This window comes from Lactobacillus sp. XV13L, assembly GCF_059900875.1.
Genome location: NZ_JBWXGD010000001.1, coordinates 221,927 through 241,146, shown reverse-complemented (window position 1 = coordinate 241,146; position 19,220 = coordinate 221,927). Strand labels below are relative to the sequence as shown.

Annotated in this window: 18 protein-coding genes and 1 tRNA gene; 12 read left to right on the top strand and 7 right to left on the bottom strand. The window is 47.6% G+C overall.

All coding sequences use genetic code 11. The features are described 5' to 3' along the window. Positions 1–28 precede the first annotated feature (28 nt). Positions 29–2,302 (bottom strand): HAD-IC family P-type ATPase, encoded by a 2,274-nt coding sequence (locus AC2JF6_RS01125; RefSeq protein WP_500728906.1) that lies wholly within the window; start codon positions 2,300–2,302, stop codon positions 29–31. A gap of 253 nt (positions 2,303–2,555) precedes the next feature. Between AC2JF6_RS01125 and AC2JF6_RS01120 the strand changes: the two genes are divergently transcribed. After that, the gene (locus tag AC2JF6_RS01120; RefSeq protein WP_500728905.1) at positions 2,556–2,888 is read left to right on the top strand and encodes a YxeA family protein; all 333 of its coding nucleotides are present in this window, start codon (positions 2,556–2,558) and stop codon (positions 2,886–2,888) included. Between the two features lie 97 nt (positions 2,889–2,985). Here the strand turns inward: AC2JF6_RS01120 and eno are convergent, their stop codons facing one another. Next, the gene (eno, locus tag AC2JF6_RS01115; protein ID WP_500728904.1) at positions 2,986–4,272 is read right to left on the bottom strand and encodes a phosphopyruvate hydratase; all 1,287 of its coding nucleotides are present in this window, start codon (positions 4,270–4,272) and stop codon (positions 2,986–2,988) included. 244 nt (positions 4,273–4,516) lie between these two features. Here eno and AC2JF6_RS01110 point away from each other — a divergent pair, with 244 nt between their 5' ends. Beyond that, positions 4,517–5,353, top strand: a complete 837-nt coding sequence (locus AC2JF6_RS01110; RefSeq protein WP_500728903.1) for a DegV family protein — start codon at positions 4,517–4,519, stop codon at positions 5,351–5,353. Positions 5,354–5,862: 509 nt separating this feature from the next. Next, complete coding sequence (locus tag AC2JF6_RS01105; RefSeq protein ID WP_500728902.1) at positions 5,863–7,401, top strand: L-lactate permease; 1,539 nt, start codon at positions 5,863–5,865, stop codon at positions 7,399–7,401. A gap of 170 nt (positions 7,402–7,571) precedes the next feature. Here the strand turns inward: AC2JF6_RS01105 and AC2JF6_RS01100 are convergent, their stop codons facing one another. Then, positions 7,572–8,153: a phosphatase PAP2 family protein gene (locus tag AC2JF6_RS01100; RefSeq protein ID WP_500728901.1), complete on the bottom strand. Its 582-nt coding sequence runs from the start codon at positions 8,151–8,153 to the stop codon at positions 7,572–7,574. 504 nt (positions 8,154–8,657) lie between these two features. Here AC2JF6_RS01100 and AC2JF6_RS01095 point away from each other — a divergent pair. Together AC2JF6_RS01095 and AC2JF6_RS01090 are read left to right on the top strand one after the other, a co-directional pair. Continuing rightward, positions 8,658–9,629, top strand: coding sequence for an AEC family transporter (locus tag AC2JF6_RS01095; protein ID WP_500728900.1), 972 nt, complete (start codon positions 8,658–8,660; stop codon positions 9,627–9,629). Positions 9,630–10,248: 619 nt separating this feature from the next. Then, on the top strand, positions 10,249–10,437 hold the full coding sequence (locus AC2JF6_RS01090; RefSeq protein ID WP_500728899.1) for a hypothetical protein: 189 nt from the start codon (positions 10,249–10,251) through the stop codon (positions 10,435–10,437). 109 nt (positions 10,438–10,546) lie between these two features. Here AC2JF6_RS01090 and AC2JF6_RS01085 read toward each other — a convergent pair. Then, positions 10,547–10,635 (bottom strand) — tRNA-Ser (locus tag AC2JF6_RS01085). A gap of 330 nt (positions 10,636–10,965) precedes the next feature. On the opposite strand from AC2JF6_RS01085, the gene AC2JF6_RS01080 reads away from it, so the two are divergent. Next, positions 10,966–12,126, top strand: coding sequence for a cation:proton antiporter (locus tag AC2JF6_RS01080; RefSeq protein ID WP_500728898.1), 1,161 nt, complete (start codon positions 10,966–10,968; stop codon positions 12,124–12,126). Between the two features lie 156 nt (positions 12,127–12,282). Here AC2JF6_RS01080 and AC2JF6_RS01075 read toward each other — a convergent pair whose 3' ends face one another. Further along, a complete protein-coding gene (locus tag AC2JF6_RS01075; RefSeq protein WP_500728897.1) occupies positions 12,283–12,594 on the bottom strand; it encodes a TipAS antibiotic-recognition domain-containing protein in 312 nt (103 codons plus the stop codon). Between the two features lie 135 nt (positions 12,595–12,729). On the opposite strand from AC2JF6_RS01075, the gene AC2JF6_RS01070 reads away from it, so the two are divergent. The 4 genes from AC2JF6_RS01070 (at position 12,730) to AC2JF6_RS01055 (ending at position 16,201) form a co-directional block, all read left to right on the top strand. Then, a complete protein-coding gene (locus AC2JF6_RS01070; protein ID WP_500728896.1) occupies positions 12,730–13,242 on the top strand; it encodes a dihydrofolate reductase in 513 nt (170 codons plus the stop codon). Positions 13,243–13,572: 330 nt separating this feature from the next. Then, on the top strand, positions 13,573–14,427 hold the full coding sequence (locus AC2JF6_RS01065; RefSeq protein WP_500728895.1) for a MetQ/NlpA family ABC transporter substrate-binding protein: 855 nt from the start codon (positions 13,573–13,575) through the stop codon (positions 14,425–14,427). Positions 14,428–14,444: 17 nt separating this feature from the next. After that, positions 14,445–15,503 carry a methionine ABC transporter ATP-binding protein gene (locus AC2JF6_RS01060; RefSeq protein ID WP_500728894.1) on the top strand — a complete coding sequence of 353 codons (1,059 nt, stop codon included), beginning with the start codon at positions 14,445–14,447 and terminating at the stop codon, positions 15,501–15,503. Further along, positions 15,500–16,201: a methionine ABC transporter permease gene (locus AC2JF6_RS01055; protein ID WP_500728893.1), complete on the top strand. Its 702-nt coding sequence runs from the start codon at positions 15,500–15,502 to the stop codon at positions 16,199–16,201. Before AC2JF6_RS01060 ends, AC2JF6_RS01055 begins: the two co-directional genes overlap by 4 nt. Before the next feature lie 66 nt (positions 16,202–16,267). On the opposite strand, the gene hbs is transcribed toward AC2JF6_RS01055, so the two are convergent. Further along, positions 16,268–16,549 (bottom strand): non-specific DNA-binding protein Hbs, encoded by a 282-nt coding sequence (gene hbs / locus AC2JF6_RS01050; protein WP_500728892.1) that lies wholly within the window; start codon positions 16,547–16,549, stop codon positions 16,268–16,270. Positions 16,550–16,704: 155 nt separating this feature from the next. Continuing rightward, entirely contained in the window at positions 16,705–17,559 is an 855-nt protein-coding gene (locus tag AC2JF6_RS01045) for a glycosyltransferase family 8 protein (RefSeq protein ID WP_500728891.1), read from the bottom strand. A gap of 142 nt (positions 17,560–17,701) precedes the next feature. On the opposite strand from AC2JF6_RS01045, the gene AC2JF6_RS01040 reads away from it, so the two are divergent. Together AC2JF6_RS01040 and AC2JF6_RS01035 are read left to right on the top strand one after the other, a co-directional pair. After that, a complete protein-coding gene (locus tag AC2JF6_RS01040) occupies positions 17,702–18,292 on the top strand; it encodes an SLAP domain-containing protein (RefSeq protein ID WP_500728890.1) in 591 nt (196 codons plus the stop codon). Between the two features lie 152 nt (positions 18,293–18,444). Continuing rightward, positions 18,445–19,164, top strand: a complete 720-nt coding sequence (locus tag AC2JF6_RS01035; protein ID WP_500728889.1) for an MIP/aquaporin family protein — start codon at positions 18,445–18,447, stop codon at positions 19,162–19,164. Positions 19,165–19,220: the final 56 nt, after the last annotated feature.

Below are 19,220 nucleotides of genomic sequence, written 5' to 3'. Positions count from 1 at the left end.
TGGGTTCAGCTCTTTTTTGTCTGATAAATTATCTATTTTTCATAATCGGTTGGTAGAACAGGTCGATAACTACCGCTGCGACGAGCGCCACAACAAAGGTCAACAAGAGGTTGCCTAAGCTGATCTTGGTCATGGCAATGCCGAGAAGGGCCAGGATCACCGTGAGGATGACGTCGCCCAGCTGGGTCAGAGCTACGGCCTTGGAGGGATAGTCCTGCCAGAAGTAGCGCTTGGTTCTGGTGATCAAAATAATGAACATCGCACTCAAAACGAGGAAGACGTAGACCATGGTCGAGATTGTGCCATGTGACCACCCGTGTGTATTCAGGTAGGCAATCGCGGCGATGCCGATAATGGTCCAGCCAGCGGCCAGCGAGAAGGCAATTTTAGCCAGCTTGGCCATATTCCAGTTTTCCGGCTTATAGGTAATCTGTGCCCGGTCGGTTCCAATCATCATCGTGACCATATTATTCATGATGGTGTAGATTACCATTGCGTTTAAGGCCATGGGAATGTAGTCGAAGAACAGGTAGCCAAAGGTGAGAATCATTGTTAGCTGGGCCGTTCTAGCCAGCTTGGTCAGTGACCAGGTGGTCATGCGCTGGTATACCCGGTGACCTGCATCTAAAATTTTGACAATTGACGATAGACCGTCGTTGAGCAGAACCATTTTGCCGGAGCGCTTAGCCACGTCGGCCGCATTGGAGACAGCGATGCCGACTTCGGCTTGCTTCAAAGCGGGGGAGTCGTTGACGCCATCCCCGGTCATCCCGACAATATAGCCTTTTTGCTGGAAGAACTTGACCATGCGCAGCTTGTCCTCGGGCAGCACGTCGGCAATGCCGGCCAGGTTGCTTGTGTCGGTATCCTCGTTAAAATCGTGAATCGAGATCACCTGGCCCTTGAGGTCAACCTGACGTGCGACGGCCACGGCCGTCTTTTGGTTGTCCCCGGTCAGCATGATGGGCAGGACGCCCCTTTTTTTGAGTTCCGCCAATGCTTCCTTAGAATCAGAACGAACTCTATCTTGCAGGATGAAGACGCCCGCAAGCTGGTCGTCGATTAGCAAGGCGACAGAACGGCCCGCGCTGAAGTCGATTTCTTTGACTTTGTCGTTAGCCGTCTGGTCAATTAAGGATAGCTGCTTAAAAGAACCCAGCTTGACGTTATGCCCGTCAACCGTGGCCATCGAGTAGCCCGTGGCGGATGTGAAGGGGATGAAGTCGGTTGCGGTCTTGACCGTTAACCCCTGCTGGACCACGTAGTCATCGATTGCGCTGTCGATAATCTTCTTGTTGCGCTGGTCGGTGGCAGCAGCGGCCAGTTCAAGAACATCCTTGTTGTCTAGCTGGCTGAAGTTGGTCCAGCTTGATACTGCGGTCTTATTTTCCGTAATTGTGCCCGTCTTGTCGAGCAGCAGCAGGTTCAAGTTGGCCGCATCTTGGATGCCCGTCAAGTCTGAAGTTAAAACCCCTTCCTTGCTCAGCCTGGTTGCTTCGAAGGAGTTGGACAAGGCAAAGGTTGACGGCATTGCGACCGGAATGGACGCGATAAACATCATCGCCAAGAATGGCAGCATGCCGACCAGGTTTTTGAGGTCGCCGCCCTTGAAGAAGGAGGCAATCACGATTACCAGCGTCAAGATCCCGTCGAGAATGCACAAATAGTAGATAATCTTAGTCAATAGCTGCTGCAGGTGACCCGGAGCAGCTGAATTGTTGATCAGGTTGATTGTTTTACCCGAACGGGAATCAGCACCGGTTGCCGTCACGCGGGCAAGACCACTGCCCTCCATCACGGTTGTGCCGGCAAAAGCCGCGTCCTGCGGATTCTTGCGGACCGTTTTGGCTTCGCCCGTGATTGAACTTTCATCGGTTGAAATCTGGCCGTCGACGAGCTCAATATCGGCTGCGAGGACGTCACCGGGCTGGATGCTGATTAGGTCTCCTGGTACCAGGTACTTGGAGTCGATGCTTTGCCACTTGCCGTCACGCTCGACTGAAACGGTGGGCGTCAATTTGTGTGAAATATTATTTAGCACGCGGCGTGACTGCTTTTTCTTGGATGCGCCGTTCCAGGCCGCAAATAAGAGCATTAACAGTACGAAGAGCGACTGAATCCACTTGCCGAGCACGCATTCAAGAAGCAGGGCCGCCTCCAGAATCCAGGCGGAGAGGTTCCACAACTTAGATAAAAATTCCTTAAAAAAGTTGAATTTTGGTTCAGGAACTGCGTTTAGCCCCTTCTGGGCGAGAAGTTTATCTGCTTGGGCTTGACTTAAGCCGCTAATTTTTTCAGACATAGTTTTCCTTCCTTATTAATAATTCATTATCTAAATTAGCATAATTAGCCTGTTTTTACTAGCAATTGGGATAGACTGACGCTTTCATTTCTAAACTTGACCGGCAAGACATATTTTAAGTTTATTTAAAAAGGTAAATTGTTGAACCTCCTAGAATTATCAGAATGCTAAATAATAGGCGTATGTGGTTGCGCTTGCGCAGCCCGCTTCTTCGATTCGATATAGGAACGTGTAAGCAGTGAAAGGAGCAAAAATGTTTGAGAAGTTACTAGTCACCGGTTACGTGCTTTTTTTGATAGCGATTGGCAAGGTGGCGCCTGACGATCATTTCTGGACCGATCGGATCAACCAGAATATTCCGGAAACGGTCAGTTATGCAAAAGTGTCTAAGAATAGCCAAGATCATCGTAATGTGCAGGCCATTGACCCGGCGACCGGCAAAAAGCTGCCGTACCGCATCAAGCGCGTGGGTGGCTACGATCCAAGCCGGCAGTATATTGCAATTGACCATAAGGGCCAGTACGTTCACCAGATTACGTACATTTCTAAGGCCAAGTACTTGGCTGCCAAGAACAAACTGAATTAACAAAATACTAACCATAAATACTGGTGTAAAAATATTGGGCACCAAAAAGGGCTTGCAAATCTGCAAGCCCTTTTAAGTTGGGAAAAATTGTTATTGATTAATCCTTGTCAACACTGTCCGGGAAGGTAGCTAAACGTTCGCCCGCACCGAGTTCTTCCTCGATTTCAAGCAAGCGGTTGTACTTTTCAACCCGCTCTGAACGAGCCGGGGCACCAGTCTTAAGCTGACCGCCATTGATTGCAACAGCAAAGTCGGCAATGAAGGTATCACCGGTTTCACCTGAACGGTGAGAAATCATCGTGTTGTAGCCGTTCTTACGGGAAAGACGGATGGTTTCCAAGGTCTCGCTGACCGTACCGATTTGGTTCAGCTTGATTAGTGAAGCGTTGCCAGCACCTTCCTTAATTGCTTTAGTTAAAAGCTTAGGGTTGGTACAAATGAAGTCATCCAGGACGATTTGAATTCTGTCCTTGTGGGTCTCAGTGAACTTGATCATACCGTCAACGTCGTTTTCATCGTAAGGGTCCTCAATTGAAATCAATTCAGGGAACTCGTCTAACAGCTTGTCGTAATATTCAGCTAATTGGTCGTCGTCAAAGACTTTGCCCTCGAAGTGGTACTTGCCATCTTCCTTGTTGTAGAAGTAAGAAGCGGCACAGTCGCAGGCGATGGCAATGTCTTCGCCAGGCTTGTAGCCTGCCTTGACAATAGCTTCATGCAGAGCCTTCAAGGCTTCTTCAGAGTTCTTCATGTTAGGGGCAAAACCACCTTCGTCACCGAGGCCAGTCTCGTAACCCATGTCTTCAAGAACCTTCTTCAACATGTGGTAGGTGTTGACAATCTTTTCAAAGCCGTCGCGGAATGAAGTCTTGTTAACGGGCGTAATCATAAACTCTTGAACATCGATTCCGTTGTCTGCATGCTCACCACCATTGATAACGTTGTGGAAAGTCTGAGGCATTTCGAGGTCGGTTCCGCCCAGGTACCTATACAAAGGCTGGTGACTGTCCTTAGCCGCTGCAGCCGCAGTAGCCATCGACACGCCCAGGATGGCGTTGGCACCAAGCTTGGCCTTGTTAGGGGTACCGTCTAATTCGATCATTACGCGGTCAATGTTTGCTTGATCATGTGGATCAAGGCCTTTTAGCGCCTTGGCGATCTTGTCGTTAACGTTTTTAACGGCTTTGGCAACGCCCTTGCCGCCCACACGGCTGCCGCCGTCACGCAATTCAACTGCTTCGTTTTCGCCCGTTGAAGCACCTGATGGAACTTCAGCCTTGCCGACAACGCCGTTTGAAAGGGTAACAAAAGCCTCAACTGTTGGGTTGCCACGTGAATCATAGATTTCCAGTGCATGAACATTTTCAATGACTGATTTTAACATCTAAAAACCTCCTAAAAAATAAATGCTGCACTAAAGAATAGCACATACATTAGTGGAGCGCACGCTCCATCTCTACAGGTTAAATTTTATCCCAAGTTTGTGATTATGTAAACATTTGTAAACGATTTCTATTACTAAAAAAACTTTAAAAATATTTAGTCGCTTTTTCGTGCGGGATGCTATATCATTTAACTATACAAAATTTAATTTAGACCGGTTTATTTCGGCGAGGATATTAAGCAATATGGAAAAAGTAAAATTGATAATTGATTCTGGCGCAAACGAACAAAGCAGTGGGTCTTTGGCCGTTGTTCCCCTGACAATATCCCTTGCGGGGCGGGATTTTGTTGACGACAGCAGCCTGGATATGAACGAATTCCTTGAAGCCATGGCTGCAAACACCAAAGAAGGCAAAACTTCGTGTCCCAGCATCAATGATTGGCTTGAGAAATTGGAAGGCAGCAAGCGGGCTGTATTGATGACGATTACCAGCGGACTCAGCGGAAGCTTTTCATCGGCATACCAGGCTAAGGAAATTTACGAGAAAGAGTATCCGGATAGTCGGATCATCGTAGTGGATACGCTGACGGCCGGACCAGAGATTGCGATTATTCTGCGTGAACTTAGGCGGCTGGTGGATGGTAAAATCCGTTTTGTCGATTTAGAGCAAAAAATTTCCGCATATAAAACGCATACGCATCTTTTGTTTGTATTGCAGTCGCTGCATAACCTGGCACTCAACGGCCGGGTTAACATGGCCGTGGCCAAGGTGGCCGCAGCCCTGAAGATTGACCTTGTGGGCACGGCCAGCACCGCGGGCAAGCTGGAGCCGATTGCCAAGGTGCGCGGAATGAAACGGGCACTCAAGAAAATCCTGGCGCTGATGGATGAAATGAAGTATCAGGGCGGCCCGGTAATTATTGACCAGTGCAACAATGAACAAGACGCACAAAGCCTCAAGGAAAAGATTATTGCAAAGTACCCGCAGACTAGCGTGATTATCCGTCCCATGCGCGGACTGTGTGCGTTTTACGCGGAAGAGGGCAGCCTGATGGTGGGTTTTGCCGATGTGCAGGCTTGAATAAATACGCTAAGATTCACATGGTGGCCACTGCTTAAACGTTAGATTGTAATGGCACTAATTTTAAAAACGCGACTAACTTTCACGCTGCGAGTGGGGGCTAGTCTTTTTGGCTAACTCCGATTTAAGCCCTAGTTGCGCGTTTTGCACAACCAGAATGTGGCCGCAGTCTGGTTATTCATTCAATTATTTTGTTTGCAAATAATATGTTTTATATAAATAATTAGCTGGTCCGATTGCGTAAAATATATTAGTGAAAATTTATACAATGAAAACACATCATGCCGATAAAGCCGCTTTTTTGAAATTTTATTTGTGATAAAAATCATTATAATTTCATTTTTTAAATATTAATTTTCTCTTTAAACGGTTGCGACATCATGTTATAATGTAAGCGGTTAGATTAATAGCTACTAATTTAAAACAACTGATGCAGTCGATGTGTCTCTTCAGGAGGTGTAACGGGAGTATTTTTTAACGTTGAGTAAGTTTTTTGGAGGAAATTTAAAATGGATTTATTAAAAACCGTGATTGCCATGGTCCCAATCATCTGGTTGATATTATCCCTGGGCGTTTTTCACGTTCGCGGAGATCTCGCCTGTGTGATTGGTTTTGTTGGCGCAATCATATTAAGCATCGTCGGGTTCAACTTCTCGTTTACCAACAGCATTACGGCTGGCCTGGACGGCATCATTATGGCAATTTGGCCAATCATTTACGTTATCATTTCTGCTGTTTTCATCTATAACATCAGTAAAAAGTCGGGCGGCATGGACACGATCATGTCCATGTTGACCTCTATTACTAAGGATATCAGAATCCTCGTGCTGATTCTGGCCTGGGCATTAGGCGGCTTCCTGGAGGCTGTGGCTGGTTTCGGTACTTCTGTGGCCATCCCCGCAAGTATTTTGATTATGTTGGGCATGAACCCCATCAAAGCCGCGGTGATTTGTTTAATCGCCAACACTGCACCAACGGCCTTTGGTGCAATCGGCTTGCCAATCACCACACTGGCTAAAGTTACGGGGCTGGGAGCCACGCAACTAGGCTTCTTTGTTTCCATTCAGCTGTTTGTTTTAATCCTGATTGTTCCCTTTGTCCTGGTTTACCTTGCCGGTGGCAAAGGCATGAAGTCCTTTAAGGACCAAGGTATTTTTACCTCTACGCTTCTTGCAGGGTTAACTTTTGCTGTTCCGCAGATTTTCATTACTAAGTACATGGGACCAGAACTGCCTTCAATCATCGGGGCGATTCTGTGTCTGGCTGCACTGGTTCTGGTTACCAAAATGCACACTAAAAAAGACATGGAAGCAGCAGCCGACGCACCTGAAAAGTCGGCTGGCGACAAATTCAAGGCATGGTTCCCGTTCATATTGCTCTTCATTTTGATAATCGGTACCTCGTCGCTGTTCCCGGGTGTCAAGAACACCTTGGCGGGCGTAAAATCGAGCTTCCACTTCTACAATGGCCCTGGGGCCAAGCCGGTTGACGTTGACTGGCTGACCTCGCCGGGTACCTTGATTCTGCTTTCCAGCTTTATTGGTGGGGCCGTTCAGGGACTATCCCTGGGCAAGATGTTCGCGGTCTTAGGCAGCACAATCAAGCAATTGAGCAAAACCATTGTGACCGTATGTGCGATTGTTGGTCTGTCCAAGGTCATGGGCTACAGTGGCATGGTTAATGCCATTGCCGTTAGTCTGGTTGCTGTGACCGGCCCGTTCTACCCGGTAATTTCACCAATCATCGGTGTTCTTGGCATCTTCATCACTGGCAGCGACACTTCCGCCAACGTTCTGTTCGGTGGTCTGCAAGCGCAGGCTGCACACGCACTGAACGTCAGTCCGTACTGGCTGGCTGCAGCTAACATGGCCGGTGCAACTGCCGGAAAGATGATTTCGCCGCAGAGTATTGCAATTGCCACCGGTGCAACCAACCTGGATGGCAAGGAGGGCGTTCTTTTAAAGAAGGTTCTGCCATACTGTGCAATGTACACGTTGGCACTCTGCGTGATTATCTACGTAGTAGGCAAGATGATGAGCCTGCTGTAATACTAAGCATTAATATAGTCGTATTAAAACAAATAAGGATCAACTCTTTTTAACGGAGCTGGTCCTTATTTGTGTGCTGCGATTTTTGGGTCCGGCTTGAGCAGCAAAACGTCTTGAGTACTGGGCGGATATGCACTACTTCACAGGTAGTCAGAGAATTTTGGGCTCCCTTAAATAAAAACCGCAAAGAGCTGTTGCGAAACGCTGAAGCAGAAAACTGCCAGGGTGGTGGCGCCGATGATGTCGGACGGGTAGTGGGCGCGCAGGCTGATGCGTGAGATCACCACCATTACCCAAATTGCAGTGAGCGTGACCACTAGGCCGGTGCCCAGCTGGGGCGCAAAGAGCTGTTCGACAATCAAAACCATGACCGTCGTTCCTAAAACGTGCCCGCTGGGAAAACTGTAGCCGCTTTCGAGCTCCGAATGCTTAAGTGGGCGCTGCCTGCGCACCCATTTTTTGAGGAGGATTCCGACCGCATCAGCAAAGCCGAGCGTGAATAGCACCCAAAATGCCTTCGCGTTTTGCTCCTCGTTAATTAAGAAGCTTGCCAGGAAAACATCCCAAACAACCAGCAGTTTAGGATCGTTGATGAAGGCAATAACCTGCCAACTGAATCCATTCTGCCTGCGCACCAGCTTGTGGTGCAGCCAGTGGTCGAAGAGGTTAAAACGACGTGATTTTTTGATATTAATAATTAATAGCAGCAAGATCAGGCCCGACAAAGCTGCAAGCCAAATACTCTTATGCAATATTGCATCTCCACCTAAATACTTATTCAATAATATTTTAGCAGATGGTATTTGGAGGCGGTTTAAGCAGGGGGAATGCTTGAATAAATTTTAAGAAATGAGTGCAAGCAGTTGGACAAGAATGCCAAATCAATGGTATTTTTTTAATCCATTTTAAATTTTAAAAAATAACTGATGTAATTTGAAATTTTTAAACAGCAATGGCATAATGAATGACATTGAAGAGTTAAAAGTTAAAGCCACTTGGGGTGTCGAGCAATAATGATTAGGACACGTGTTGCCCGGCACGACAATGTTTTGGCCGGTAGTCTTAAAGCTGCATAATAAGACGTCAGGATTGCGGGAAAAACCTGCGGTCCGGCATTAATAGATTAGCTTAATCAAAACAGTGCAAGCATAATTTTGGGAAAAATTTGCGCTTGACCTGGCAAAAGCGGCGACCGGGTGAGTGGTGGACTTTGCTTCCATGCTAGGAAATATAAAGGAACTGGGGTAAGTATAAAAATGGGAATATTTTGGACGTCAATTCAAAGTGTTTTAGCAATCATGATCATGATTGCAATCGGATATTTTGCCAATCAAAAGGGTTGGTTTGATGAAAAGTTTTCACAATCGTTATCTAAAATAATCATGAAAGTGGCATTGCCGGCGTCAATTTTTATGTCGATGATGGAGCACTTCAAGCCTGAGCAGCTGTCCAGGCTGTCAATCGGGCTTCTGTACACAATCTTGAGCATTACGATCGGCTTGTTGATCGGCTGGTTCGTGGTTAGGGCAATGAAGATTCCTAAGGGCCGGCGCGGATTAATGATAACGGCAATGAACTTTGCCAACACGGTATTCATCGGGATGCCGCTTAACGAGGCGCTGTTTGGAACCGTCTCGGTGCCCTACCTGCTCGTCTACTACATCGTCAACACAATCATGCTGTGGACGGTCGGCGTGTGGATTATTGCGGCCGACGACCCCACCGTTGCTAGCGGTAACCAAAAGGTTAAGCTTGACTGGCACCACCTGATCCCGGCTCCTCTTTGGGGATTTATCGTGGCGATACCGTTCATCTTTATCCCTTGGCTGCAGAGCCACCTGCTGGTAAGCTTTGTGACTACCACGTTGTCAAAGGTCGGAGCACTGGTTACGCCGTTGTCGCTGATTTACATTGGAATCATGCTGAGCGGCTTCGGATTAAAGAATATGAACTTTGACCGGTCCGTAGTTGTTACCTTGCTTGGACGCTTCGTCTTGGCGCCGATTATAATTGCAGTCTTAATTTACCTCGGTGCACAGGCTGGTTTGACGATGATCCCGGTCTTTTACAAGACGCTGATTATTCAATCGGCAACGCCAACCTTCGCGGTTCTGCCCGTTTTGGCAAGCACCTACCACGGTGACGTCAAGTTTGCGACCAACATTGTGGTTTCGGCGTCTGTCTTGTTTGTGATCGTGGTTCCCGTAATCATGCTGATTATGGGTTAACCCCAAGATTAAAATTCAAAACGTTTAGTTGGGGACCAACTTCCTATATGCACGGAGGTTGGTCCTCTTTGCGTTTAATGATATTAATTCGGCGCAAGATTGACCTAAAGCGTATTGCCGGCTGCAGGCGAGCTCGCTTAGCGCTTGGCAATGCAATGAACTGAAGCGGTCTTTGGCTATGGACGGCATCTTTGATTTTTGCGGATTGCTGAACGCTTATTGTGCGCTTCTTAAAAAATGCTAAAATATTTGGTGGGTTAAGAGCAACGCAGTTTTCAGGCCCAAACCGTGGTACTAGCCAGGCGGATATTAATCAGCGGAACAAGGCTCGTTACATTGCACCAATACCTGAAACTGTTGCCGTAATAAAAAAGAAGAAGCAAAAATGCTTCAACAAGAAACTCAAGCTAAAATTGCTAAATACACAGCAATAGCGGCTTGGTCAGCGCCAGTAGTCGAATTGCTGGGGCTAATCAGAAGTCTTGTCAAAGCATTTTTAAGCTAACCAAGTGGTGAGGAGAAATAATAACATGAGTGATAAAGAGAAGAAATATTATGCATCTGCATTTATTGCGATTTTACTAGGAATTATATTATTTTTGATTGGAGAAATTATTTAATGGAAAAGATTTCAGATGCACGGAAAAAAGCCAATAAGAAGTGGGACGAGAAAAATAAAGAAAGAAAACGCTATTTGAATCGAAGATCAACTGCAAAAAGTTTTATTTTAAAAGATGCCATTGAAGAAGACTTGGATACGCTGCAGGAATACATTGATCAACGTAGAACAGAATTGGAAGATAAATAAATACAAACAAAAAGCACTCTAGGATAATTTCCAGAGTGCTATTTTGATACCACGTCGTACATTTGCAATATAAAACGTTGATATATCAACGTTATTAAGGCCTATATTAAGGAGAGTACAGGATTTGAACCTGCGCGCCAAGGAAAACTTGGTTCGCCGGATTTCGAGTCCGGTGCATTACCACTCTGCCAACTCTCCGCAACGTTTATTATTATACATTAATTGCACTTTTTTTCCAATACCAATGCAGATAAAAATAATTTTGATGAATGGAGGCTGGGCTGCAAAAAGTTCTACGGTAGTTGTGCCCCAAGTTATTCCCCAGGGTTTAAGCGGTCGCCAAACCGTTCGCTATATTCGCCGTACAAGGGTGCTTTTGACATGCACCTTTTATTTATAAGCGATTTTTGCTATAATGGACAACATCATTAAAACTGGTTGAGGTCATTGACTTTCAAGAATTGCGTTTAGGTTTGGGTTGCCTGAGCAGTTTTTGAAGGTCTTTTTTGTTGGGAAAGTGGGATGCAAATGCAGGTTTTAGGAGAGCTAGTGGTAATTTTGCTGTTTACGCTAATTGGCGGGCAGCTGAGCGCGCGGTGTAAGCTGCCGGCGGTAATCGGTGAACTGGCAGCGGGAATAATTATTGGTCCGGCGGTTTTGAACTGGGTCCAACCGGGCAGCATCATTAAGAGCGTGGCGGACCTGGGCGTTATTCTGCTCATGTTTCTCGCCGGGCTTGAGAGTGACCTGGACACGCTTGAAAAATTGTGGAAGCCGAGCTTCTTAGTTGCGGCTTTGGGCATGATTGTTCCCATTATCACCGCGTACATTACCGGAATTTGCTTTCATTTTTCCCAAGTTGAAAGCATCTTTTTGGGCATCACCTTTGCGGCAACCTCCGTTTCAATTTCCGTTGCCGTCCTGCAGGAAATGGGGCGCTTGGAAACAAGGGCGGGGATGACCATACTGGGGGCTGCCGTAGTTGACGATTTGCTCGCGGTTGTTCTGTTGAGCGTTGTCAGCAGTTTGGCCGGAATTGGTGGTGCCCATCCGGCACTGCAGCTGGGTGAGACGCTCTTAGTGCAAGTGCTTTTCCTGCTCATGCTGTTTGCAGCCGCAGTCTGGCTTGTGCCGCGGTTAATGGAACTAAGCGGGCGCTTGACGCTGCCCGCAGCCAAGACGCTGGTCAGCATGGTCATCGTCTTGACGGCCGCGTGGGGAGCCGAGCAGGTTGGCTTAAGCAACGTCATCGGCGCATTTTTTGCGGGGTTGGCACTCAACCGCACGTCCGCAAAAATAACGCTGGCAAAAAGTTTTACGGTCATTGGCTATAGTTTTTTCGTTCCTGTTTTCTTTGCCAGCATTGGCCTAGAAATGACCGTTGCCGGCATTACGGACGACTGGGCCTTATTCTTGACCCTGTTTGCCGGTAGCGTGGCGTCAAAACTAGTTGGTGCTGGAGCCGGTGCAAAGCTGGCCGCCTTTTCCGATTCTAATTCCCTGCTAATCGGTTCAGGAATGGTCTCGCGTGGTGAAATGGCCCTGGTTGTTGCCCAACTCGGGCTCCAGAAACACTTGCTGGCGCCAACGGCTTATTCGGTCGTTGTGGGCGCAATTATTATGACCACCCTGGTCGCACCCCTTTTATTAAAGTGGGCAATTGCAAGGCAACACAGGGGGTTCAACTGACTTAAATGAAAAGGGGCCCAGTTTTACCAATAGGACAGAATGGGCGGGAAAAGACTCGCCGTTTTCCACCAGCAAGCGCTAATACGCCATACTAGGCAAAAGAAAGGCGGGTGGTAAAAAGGCGCAGCTCCTTCTTTTAAAGAAGAACCACGCCTTTTACTTTTCCAGATGTTCCTTGACGATTTTTATGAGCAGCTTGGTTGCGCCCTGACCGGCCTTGTTGTCGTAGTATGACTGGTAGCGTTCGTCGCGCTCATAGCCGTTGACTATTCCTAAGTGAATCTCAGGCGAATAGTTGGGCATGATGACCTTGAGCCAGTCTTGGTGGGCGGTAAAGATTGCATCGCTCAGGGCGGCTTCTTTGCCGGGCTCCCTGACCACGGCCTGCAAATTGCGCACGAGGTCCGCCTCGGTGCGTTTCATCTTGTTGTAATTTTCTGCGGTAATTTTGTCAGTTCTCTTGTTCATGCTGTCTTCTCCTTGTCAGCGGTTATTTTACTCAATTACTATAGCATATTAGGCAATCATCACGCACCAATTAAATGGTAGGGGTAAAATAGGGGCGGTGTAAAATAAAGTACGAAGCTGCAGGAGGTGACGACGATGATTACGTTTGTGTGGGCTGAAGACCAAAAGCGCCAAATTGGGCAAAAAGGCCACTTGCCGTGGCACCTGCCGGCGGACATGAAGCACTTTAAAGAATTGACGGTGGGGCACCCCATTGTGATGGGGCGCAAAACTTTTGACAGCCTGCCTGCCATTTTGCCCGGCCGCCAGCACGTTGTCTTGACCAAGAGGCAAGACCTGGCAAATTCGCAAGTTGAGGTTGTTAATTCGCTGGCGAAGTTGAACGAGTGGCTGGACGCGCATCGAAGTGAACAAATTTACGTGATTGGGGGCGCAACGATTTTTCAGGCGCTTAAAGACCATGCGGACTGCCTGGAAAGGACCGTGATTAAGGCATCGTTTGCGGGCGATACAAGGATGCCCAGGCTTGATTACAGCAAGTTCAGGCTGGTAAATAAGAGAGTGCACGGTCCCGATGAGCGCAACAAGTATTCTTACGAATTTCTGACCTATTTGCGCAAAACATCGTTTTGCACAAAAAATTCTTGACATGCTAAAATGTTGGTGTTAAATTAATAAACAATTAAATAATTAATACATCTTGAAAAGCAGAGTAGCCGTTGCTGTTGTTAATAAAGAGAACTGGCGTGGTGGTGAGAGTCAGTTAACAACGGATGGTGAACATGGGCTTGGAGTGATGACCGTGAGTGATATTTAGCTTGCGGCGGAGTTGCATCCGTTATCCTTGCAGGCTGTTGATTGACAGCTGATGAGATTTATTACGTGAGTAGTAAATGAATTTAAAGGTGGTAACGCGAAGCACTCGTCCTTAGTATTGGGGACGGGTGCTTTTTTATTGGAAAAATTGTGGAGGTTGCGTTGATGTCAAAGAAGGCAAAGCATATTGTTATTTGGGGGACTGTGGCCCTCGTTATCGTAGTCGCGGGCTGGTTTAGTTTTGGCCCGGGAATTGGACAGGGGACCACGAACAGTCACGTGGTGACCCTGGGAATTGTTAGTGAAACCAAGCCCAAGGAGGTTATCTGGCAGCACGTTGCGGATATTGCCAAGAAAAAGTACGGCGTGACGCTCAGGGTCAAGAATTTCACGGACTACAACCAGCCCAACAAGGCGGTAAAAAGCGGCGACCTTGACCTTAACGCCTTTCAGCACTATGCCTTTTTGAAGGCGTGGAACAAGGCTAATCACGGCGGAGTAGTTGCCATTGGCAGGACCAAGATTGCACCGATCAGGCTTTATTCCAAGAAGTACCACAAGCTGGATGACCTTCCTGCCGGTGCTACGATTGCCGTGCCCAACGATGCTTCTAATGAATCGCGGTCATTGTTCGTTCTGAAGAATGCGGGCCTGATTGGGCTGCGCCCTGGCAAGACCCTGGTGACCGCCGCCGACATCGTTAAGAATCCCCAGAATCTTAAGATTAAGGAGATTAACGCTGACCAGGCTGGCCGGGTCATTGACTCAGTTGACGCTGCGGTGGTTAACAATGACTTTGCGGCACCTGCCGGTCTGGGCAAGAAGGAGACCATCTACGTCGAACCGGTGAACAAAGACTCCCTGCAGTGGGTAAACATCATTTGTGCACGCAAGGGTGAAGAGAAAAACAAGGACTATATCGCAGTCGTCAAGTCCTTTCAGACAGATGAAATCAAGCGGCTTTATAAAAAGTACTATGGCGACATGGAAAAAACAGCTTGGGACCTGAAGTTTTAGTGAATGGAGCAATAAGCATGGGAATTATTGAATTACAGCACGTCAACGTTGACTTTACAGATAAAAAAAGGAAGGTCGTCCATGCGGTTCACGATGTAAGTCTAACCGTTGAACCCGGGGACATCTTTGGCATCGTCGGGTTCTCTGGTGCCGGCAAGTCGACGCTGGTTAGGACGATCAACTTGCTGCAGGCGCCAACCGCAGGCACCATCAGCGTTAATGGGACTGACTTTGTCAAGGACGGCAAGCAGGTTATTGGCAACAAGAAGCTGCAGCTTGCGCGGCGCAAAATCGGGATGATTTTTCAGAATTTTAACCTGCTGAATGAGATCACGGTGGTCGAAAACGTGGCCTTCGCGCTCAGGCATTCCGGGTTAAAGGACAAAGAAATTACGGCCAAGGCCCAGACGCTGCTTGAACTGGTCGATCTAAAGGACAAGGCCAATTTTTACCCGAGTCAGCTCTCGGGCGGCCAGCAGCAGCGGGTTGCAATTGCACGGGCCCTGGCCAATGAGCCGGACATCTTGATTTCAGATGAGGCAACCAGTGCACTTGACCCGCAAAACACCCAGCAAATCCTCAAGCTGCTCAAGAAACTACAAAAAGAGCTTAACCTGACGATTGTTTTGATTACCCATGAGATGAACGCGGTTAAGAAGATTTGTAACAAAGTTGCGGTTATGCAGCAGGGCCAGGTGGTTGAAGAGGGCAGCCTGCGCGACGTCGTCCTGCACCCGCAAAACGAGTTGACGCAGAGTTTCGTTGGCGGTTCGCGCGAGGTTATCAACACCTTGAAGCTGCTTAACCTGGACAAGCTGAACGGCGACGAGGCGATCTACCAGTTGGTCTACAGCATGGCCAATGTCACCAAAACGATTATTGTCGACCTGTACCGGAAAGTTGGCGTTGAAGCCAGCATGCTTTACGGCAACGTTGAACTGCTGAACGATGATCCAATCGGCACGCTCTTGGTACTGGTCAAGGGCAACCAAGAACAGCAGGAAGCGACGGTTCGCTTCTTGACGGAAGAAAAAGTGGCCGTGACGCGGCTAAATGAAAAGGGGAAGTTATTATGAATAGTTGGTTTACTAAAGTTTTTCCAAACGTAGTTAATTTGGGCTGGCTAGGCGACACGGGCTGGGGCACGGCCATCGGGCAAACTTTATTCATGACCTTTTGGTCAGCCGTTTTTGGTGGCATTCTCGGCATTATCTTTGGCGTCTTGCTTGTATTAACTAAGCAGGGCGGCATCAAGTCTAATAAGTTCTGGTATAACGTCTTTGACAAGATTGTTTCCATCTTCCGGGCCATTCCCTTTATCATCTTGTTAGCCTTCATTGCACCGGTCACGCAAAAAATTGTTGGCACGCAGATTGGCATTAAGGCGGCACTGGTTCCGTTAACTCTAGGGGTCTTTCCCTTTTATGCCCGGCAGGTTCAGGTTGCACTGGAAAGCGTGAGTCAGGGCAAGATTGAGGCGGCCCAAAGCTTGGGAGCAACGACTTGGGATATTATCTTCAGCGTTTACCTCAACGAGGCACGTTCTGAACTGGCCCGTGTTTCGACGGTAACGGTCATCAGCCTGATCGGTTTGACGGCGATGGCCGGAGCCATTGGTGCAGGGGGACTCGGCAATACGGCGATTTCATACGGTTACCAGCGCTTTGACAACGATGTGACCCTAGTTGCCACGCTTCTAGTCATCGTCTTAATTTTCATCGTTCAGATTATTGGCGACCTCTTTGCGAAGAAATTAAACCACCAAAATAAGTAGACGGCATAAATTTACTGCAAACAAAAACCCAGCGGGCAGGCACACGCTGGGTTTTTATTGGTTAAATTATTTTACGGCATCCTTCAAAGCCTTGCCTGGCTTGAATGCAGGAACCTTAGTTGCAGGAATAGTCAAGGTCTTGCCTGTTTGCGGGTTTCTACCCTTGCGTTCAGCACGCTCACGAACTTCAAATGAACCAAAGCCGATGATCTGCACCTTTTCACCCTGGGCGAGGTTCTCCTTAATTGAGTCAATTAAAGCGTCGATTACTTTTTCGGCGTCCTTTTGCTTGAGCTCAGTTTTAGCTGCAACTTCCTTGGTAAGTTCAGATTTGTTAATTGAAGCCATTTTTCTTCTCTTTTCTATAAAATTTATTAATCAAGCACCGCACCATATCAACCGGCATAAGATTCGGTTAAAGCACTGCTATGCTTGATAATTAACAACTTTTCTTATTTTATCACAGATAGCTGATGCTTCAATAGGAAAAGCGGAAATATCTTTTATTTTTGCCGCGCCAGGATGCGTTCGGTCATTTGCTGGTAGTTGAGGTAGAGCGGCTTGAAGCGGGAATGCTGCTCCTTTTGCCAGGGCTTAGGCTTGCCGCAGAAGTGCAGGATCGAGGTGTTTTTCATGATCCACTCGGTATTAATGCTGCCGGTGCTGCGGGCCAGGTAAACGGAATAGGCCCGTGCGTCAAAATTCCAGCGGGTTTCGGGGATTTTAAGAATGTCCTCACCGTAAAGGTAGTTGAGAATGTCCTGGTCCGGTAGGATCAACGTGTCGTGGTGCTTACTGATTGCTTGTGAAATGTCCCCCGGTTCGACTTTCTGCCGCATCTGGTCGAGGTCCATGAGCATAACGCCGGAGTTGAAGTAGCCCGTATTTGTGCCCAGTCTTAAGTTGTTGATTGAACTCATGATGTCGGTCAGGCCCTCGTGAACGGCAGCCGCGAACATCTTTTTTTCCAGGTTTAACTCCCACAGGGGGCGGATTGCGTTGATGACCAAAATGTCGGGGTCAAGGTAGATGACCCGGTGGAGTTCTTGCGGCAAAACGGTGCTCGACAGCAGCCTGTAGTACATTTCCTTAGGGTAATCGTGCAGATTAAGCAGAGCCGCGGGGAAGGTAAAATTTCGCTTCATGCCTACCGGTTCGATGGAAATGCCGCTTTGACTACCAAAATTTTTGAGCGCAGCTAGGGCCCCGCTGTCAATGTTGTCGTGGATTAGCCAAATGCGGAATTTTTCGTCGAGGTTGTTGAGCCGGAGTGAATAAAGCATCACTTCAAGCGGCTTAATGTAGTTCTGGTCAATCGTAACGAGAATTTCAATTGTTTCTTTCTGATTTTTTTTCATAACAAGACTTTCTATAATAATTAACGGGAGCATTACCCTAAATAGTATAAAACAAATTTGGCCTTCCTGAAGACAAGAAATTATGCGGACGATGTAGTAAAATGAGTAACTGGACAGTTGATAATGATTAAGGGGGATAAAAGTGATCAAGAAATTATTGTTAAGTTTTATCAGCATAACCACGCTTTCGCTGGGACTCAGTACGGCTGCGCCGATTTTTGCGGCGGATGTGCCTGCAGATTCGCCTGCCACCGCTGCGGTGGGCAACCCTGACAACAGCACTAAGGAGCCTGCTAAGGGCTCCACTGATGGCGCGCAGGCCATCCAGCTAATGCAGAAATACGTCCGCGTGAGCAGAAAGTCATTCGTTTACAACCAAAAGGGTAAACGGATGAAAAAGAAAGTGCTGAAAAAGGGAACCATTATTTATATTACGTCGTTCAACACGGTCAAGGGCAAGGCACTCCTTGGCTTTAGTCTTGGCAAGAAGAAGACGGGCTATATCAAGTCTAATAACGTTAAATTGTTCCATGCCGTCAATTACAAGTTGAAAAAGAAGGCCCTCGTGTACAATAAGAAGGGCAAGAAAACGGGCTACTACATTTCCAAGGGCAAGTGGTTCTCCGTATTCAAGACGAAGAGGATTCACGGCGTCAACTACGTGGGTTCTTATGACAACAGCTTTATTAAATGGTCAACTTTGGACCACAAGCATCCCAAAGTATTGAATTAATAGTTTAGGCGGTAGGGGGGCGGCTTGCTTTTTTCTACGGAAGTGTTTACAAAGCTTGCGTTTAGTTATATATTTGGTTTGGGAATAGTTTACTACCGATAATTATTTTAGGACTATTGATAAAGCCCAATAATCGAAGTAGGAGTTAAAAAATGAATAATAGCTTATCGATGCAATTGGTGGGAGAGTTCTTCGGAACTATTATCCTGATTTTACTCGGCGATGGTGTGTGTGCAAGCGTCAACTTGAACCAGTCCAAGGCCAAGAATAGTGGCTGGATTGTCATTTCGCTTGGCTGGGGATTTGCCGTTACATTTGGCGTGTACTGCGTTAGCTGGCTGTCACCGGGTCACTTTAATCCGGCGGTTACGCTGGGGATGGCCATTGCCCACAAGATTGCCTGGTCATCAGTGTTGCCGTATTTTGCGGCTCAGGTTGCCGGCGGTTTTATCGGCGGCATCCTGGTGTGGCTGACGTATTACCCGCACTGGGCCGAAACAGACGACCAGGAAGCAATTCTGGGCACTTTTGCAACCGTTCCGGCGATTAGAAATTACCTCTGGAACTTTGTTACCGAGCTGATGGCCACATTTGTCCTGGTTTACGGACTTCTGGCAATGGGTCACACCCAGTTTGCTCCGGGATTGAACCCGCTTCTGGCTGGTTTTCTCATTGCCGCGGTGCTGCTATCGCTAGGCGGACCTACGGGTGCCGCCATGAATCCAGCCCGGGACTTGGGACCGCGTCTTGCTCACCAGTTCATGCCGATTGCCAATAAGGGTGGTTCAGATTGGGCCTATAGCTGGGTTCCGATTGCTGCACCGCTTACTGGCGGCGTGATTGCAGGATTGTTATTCAATGCTTTGGCATAGAGCTGAAGCTGAAAACTCACGGTTTGTTTTAAAACCGTGAGTTTTTTTGTGCGGTA

Bases quoted from the DNA above. Each gene is read 5' to 3' on its own strand.
- AC2JF6_RS01125 (WP_500728906.1), bottom strand. From the start codon at position 2,302: ATGTCTGAAAAAATTAGCGGCTTAAGTCAAGCCCAAGCAGATAAACTT.
- AC2JF6_RS01120 (WP_500728905.1), top strand. From the start codon at position 2,556: ATGTTTGAGAAGTTACTAGTCACCGGTTACGTGCTTTTTTTGATAGCG.
- eno (WP_500728904.1), bottom strand. From the start codon at position 4,272: ATGTTAAAATCAGTCATTGAAAATGTTCATGCACTGGAAATCTATGAT.
- AC2JF6_RS01110 (WP_500728903.1), top strand. From the start codon at position 4,517: ATGGAAAAAGTAAAATTGATAATTGATTCTGGCGCAAACGAACAAAGC.
- AC2JF6_RS01105 (WP_500728902.1), top strand. From the start codon at position 5,863: ATGGATTTATTAAAAACCGTGATTGCCATGGTCCCAATCATCTGGTTG.
- AC2JF6_RS01095 (WP_500728900.1), top strand. From the start codon at position 8,658: ATGGGAATATTTTGGACGTCAATTCAAAGTGTTTTAGCAATCATGATC.
- AC2JF6_RS01090 (WP_500728899.1), top strand. From the start codon at position 10,249: ATGGAAAAGATTTCAGATGCACGGAAAAAAGCCAATAAGAAGTGGGAC.
- AC2JF6_RS01080 (WP_500728898.1), top strand. From the start codon at position 10,966: ATGCAGGTTTTAGGAGAGCTAGTGGTAATTTTGCTGTTTACGCTAATT.
- AC2JF6_RS01075 (WP_500728897.1), bottom strand. From the start codon at position 12,594: ATGAACAAGAGAACTGACAAAATTACCGCAGAAAATTACAACAAGATG.
- AC2JF6_RS01070 (WP_500728896.1), top strand. From the start codon at position 12,730: ATGATTACGTTTGTGTGGGCTGAAGACCAAAAGCGCCAAATTGGGCAA.
- AC2JF6_RS01060 (WP_500728894.1), top strand. From the start codon at position 14,445: ATGGGAATTATTGAATTACAGCACGTCAACGTTGACTTTACAGATAAA.
- AC2JF6_RS01055 (WP_500728893.1), top strand. From the start codon at position 15,500: ATGAATAGTTGGTTTACTAAAGTTTTTCCAAACGTAGTTAATTTGGGC.
- hbs (WP_500728892.1), bottom strand. From the start codon at position 16,549: ATGGCTTCAATTAACAAATCTGAACTTACCAAGGAAGTTGCAGCTAAA.
- AC2JF6_RS01045 (WP_500728891.1), bottom strand. From the start codon at position 17,559: ATGAAAAAAAATCAGAAAGAAACAATTGAAATTCTCGTTACGATTGAC.
- AC2JF6_RS01035 (WP_500728889.1), top strand. From the start codon at position 18,445: ATGAATAATAGCTTATCGATGCAATTGGTGGGAGAGTTCTTCGGAACT.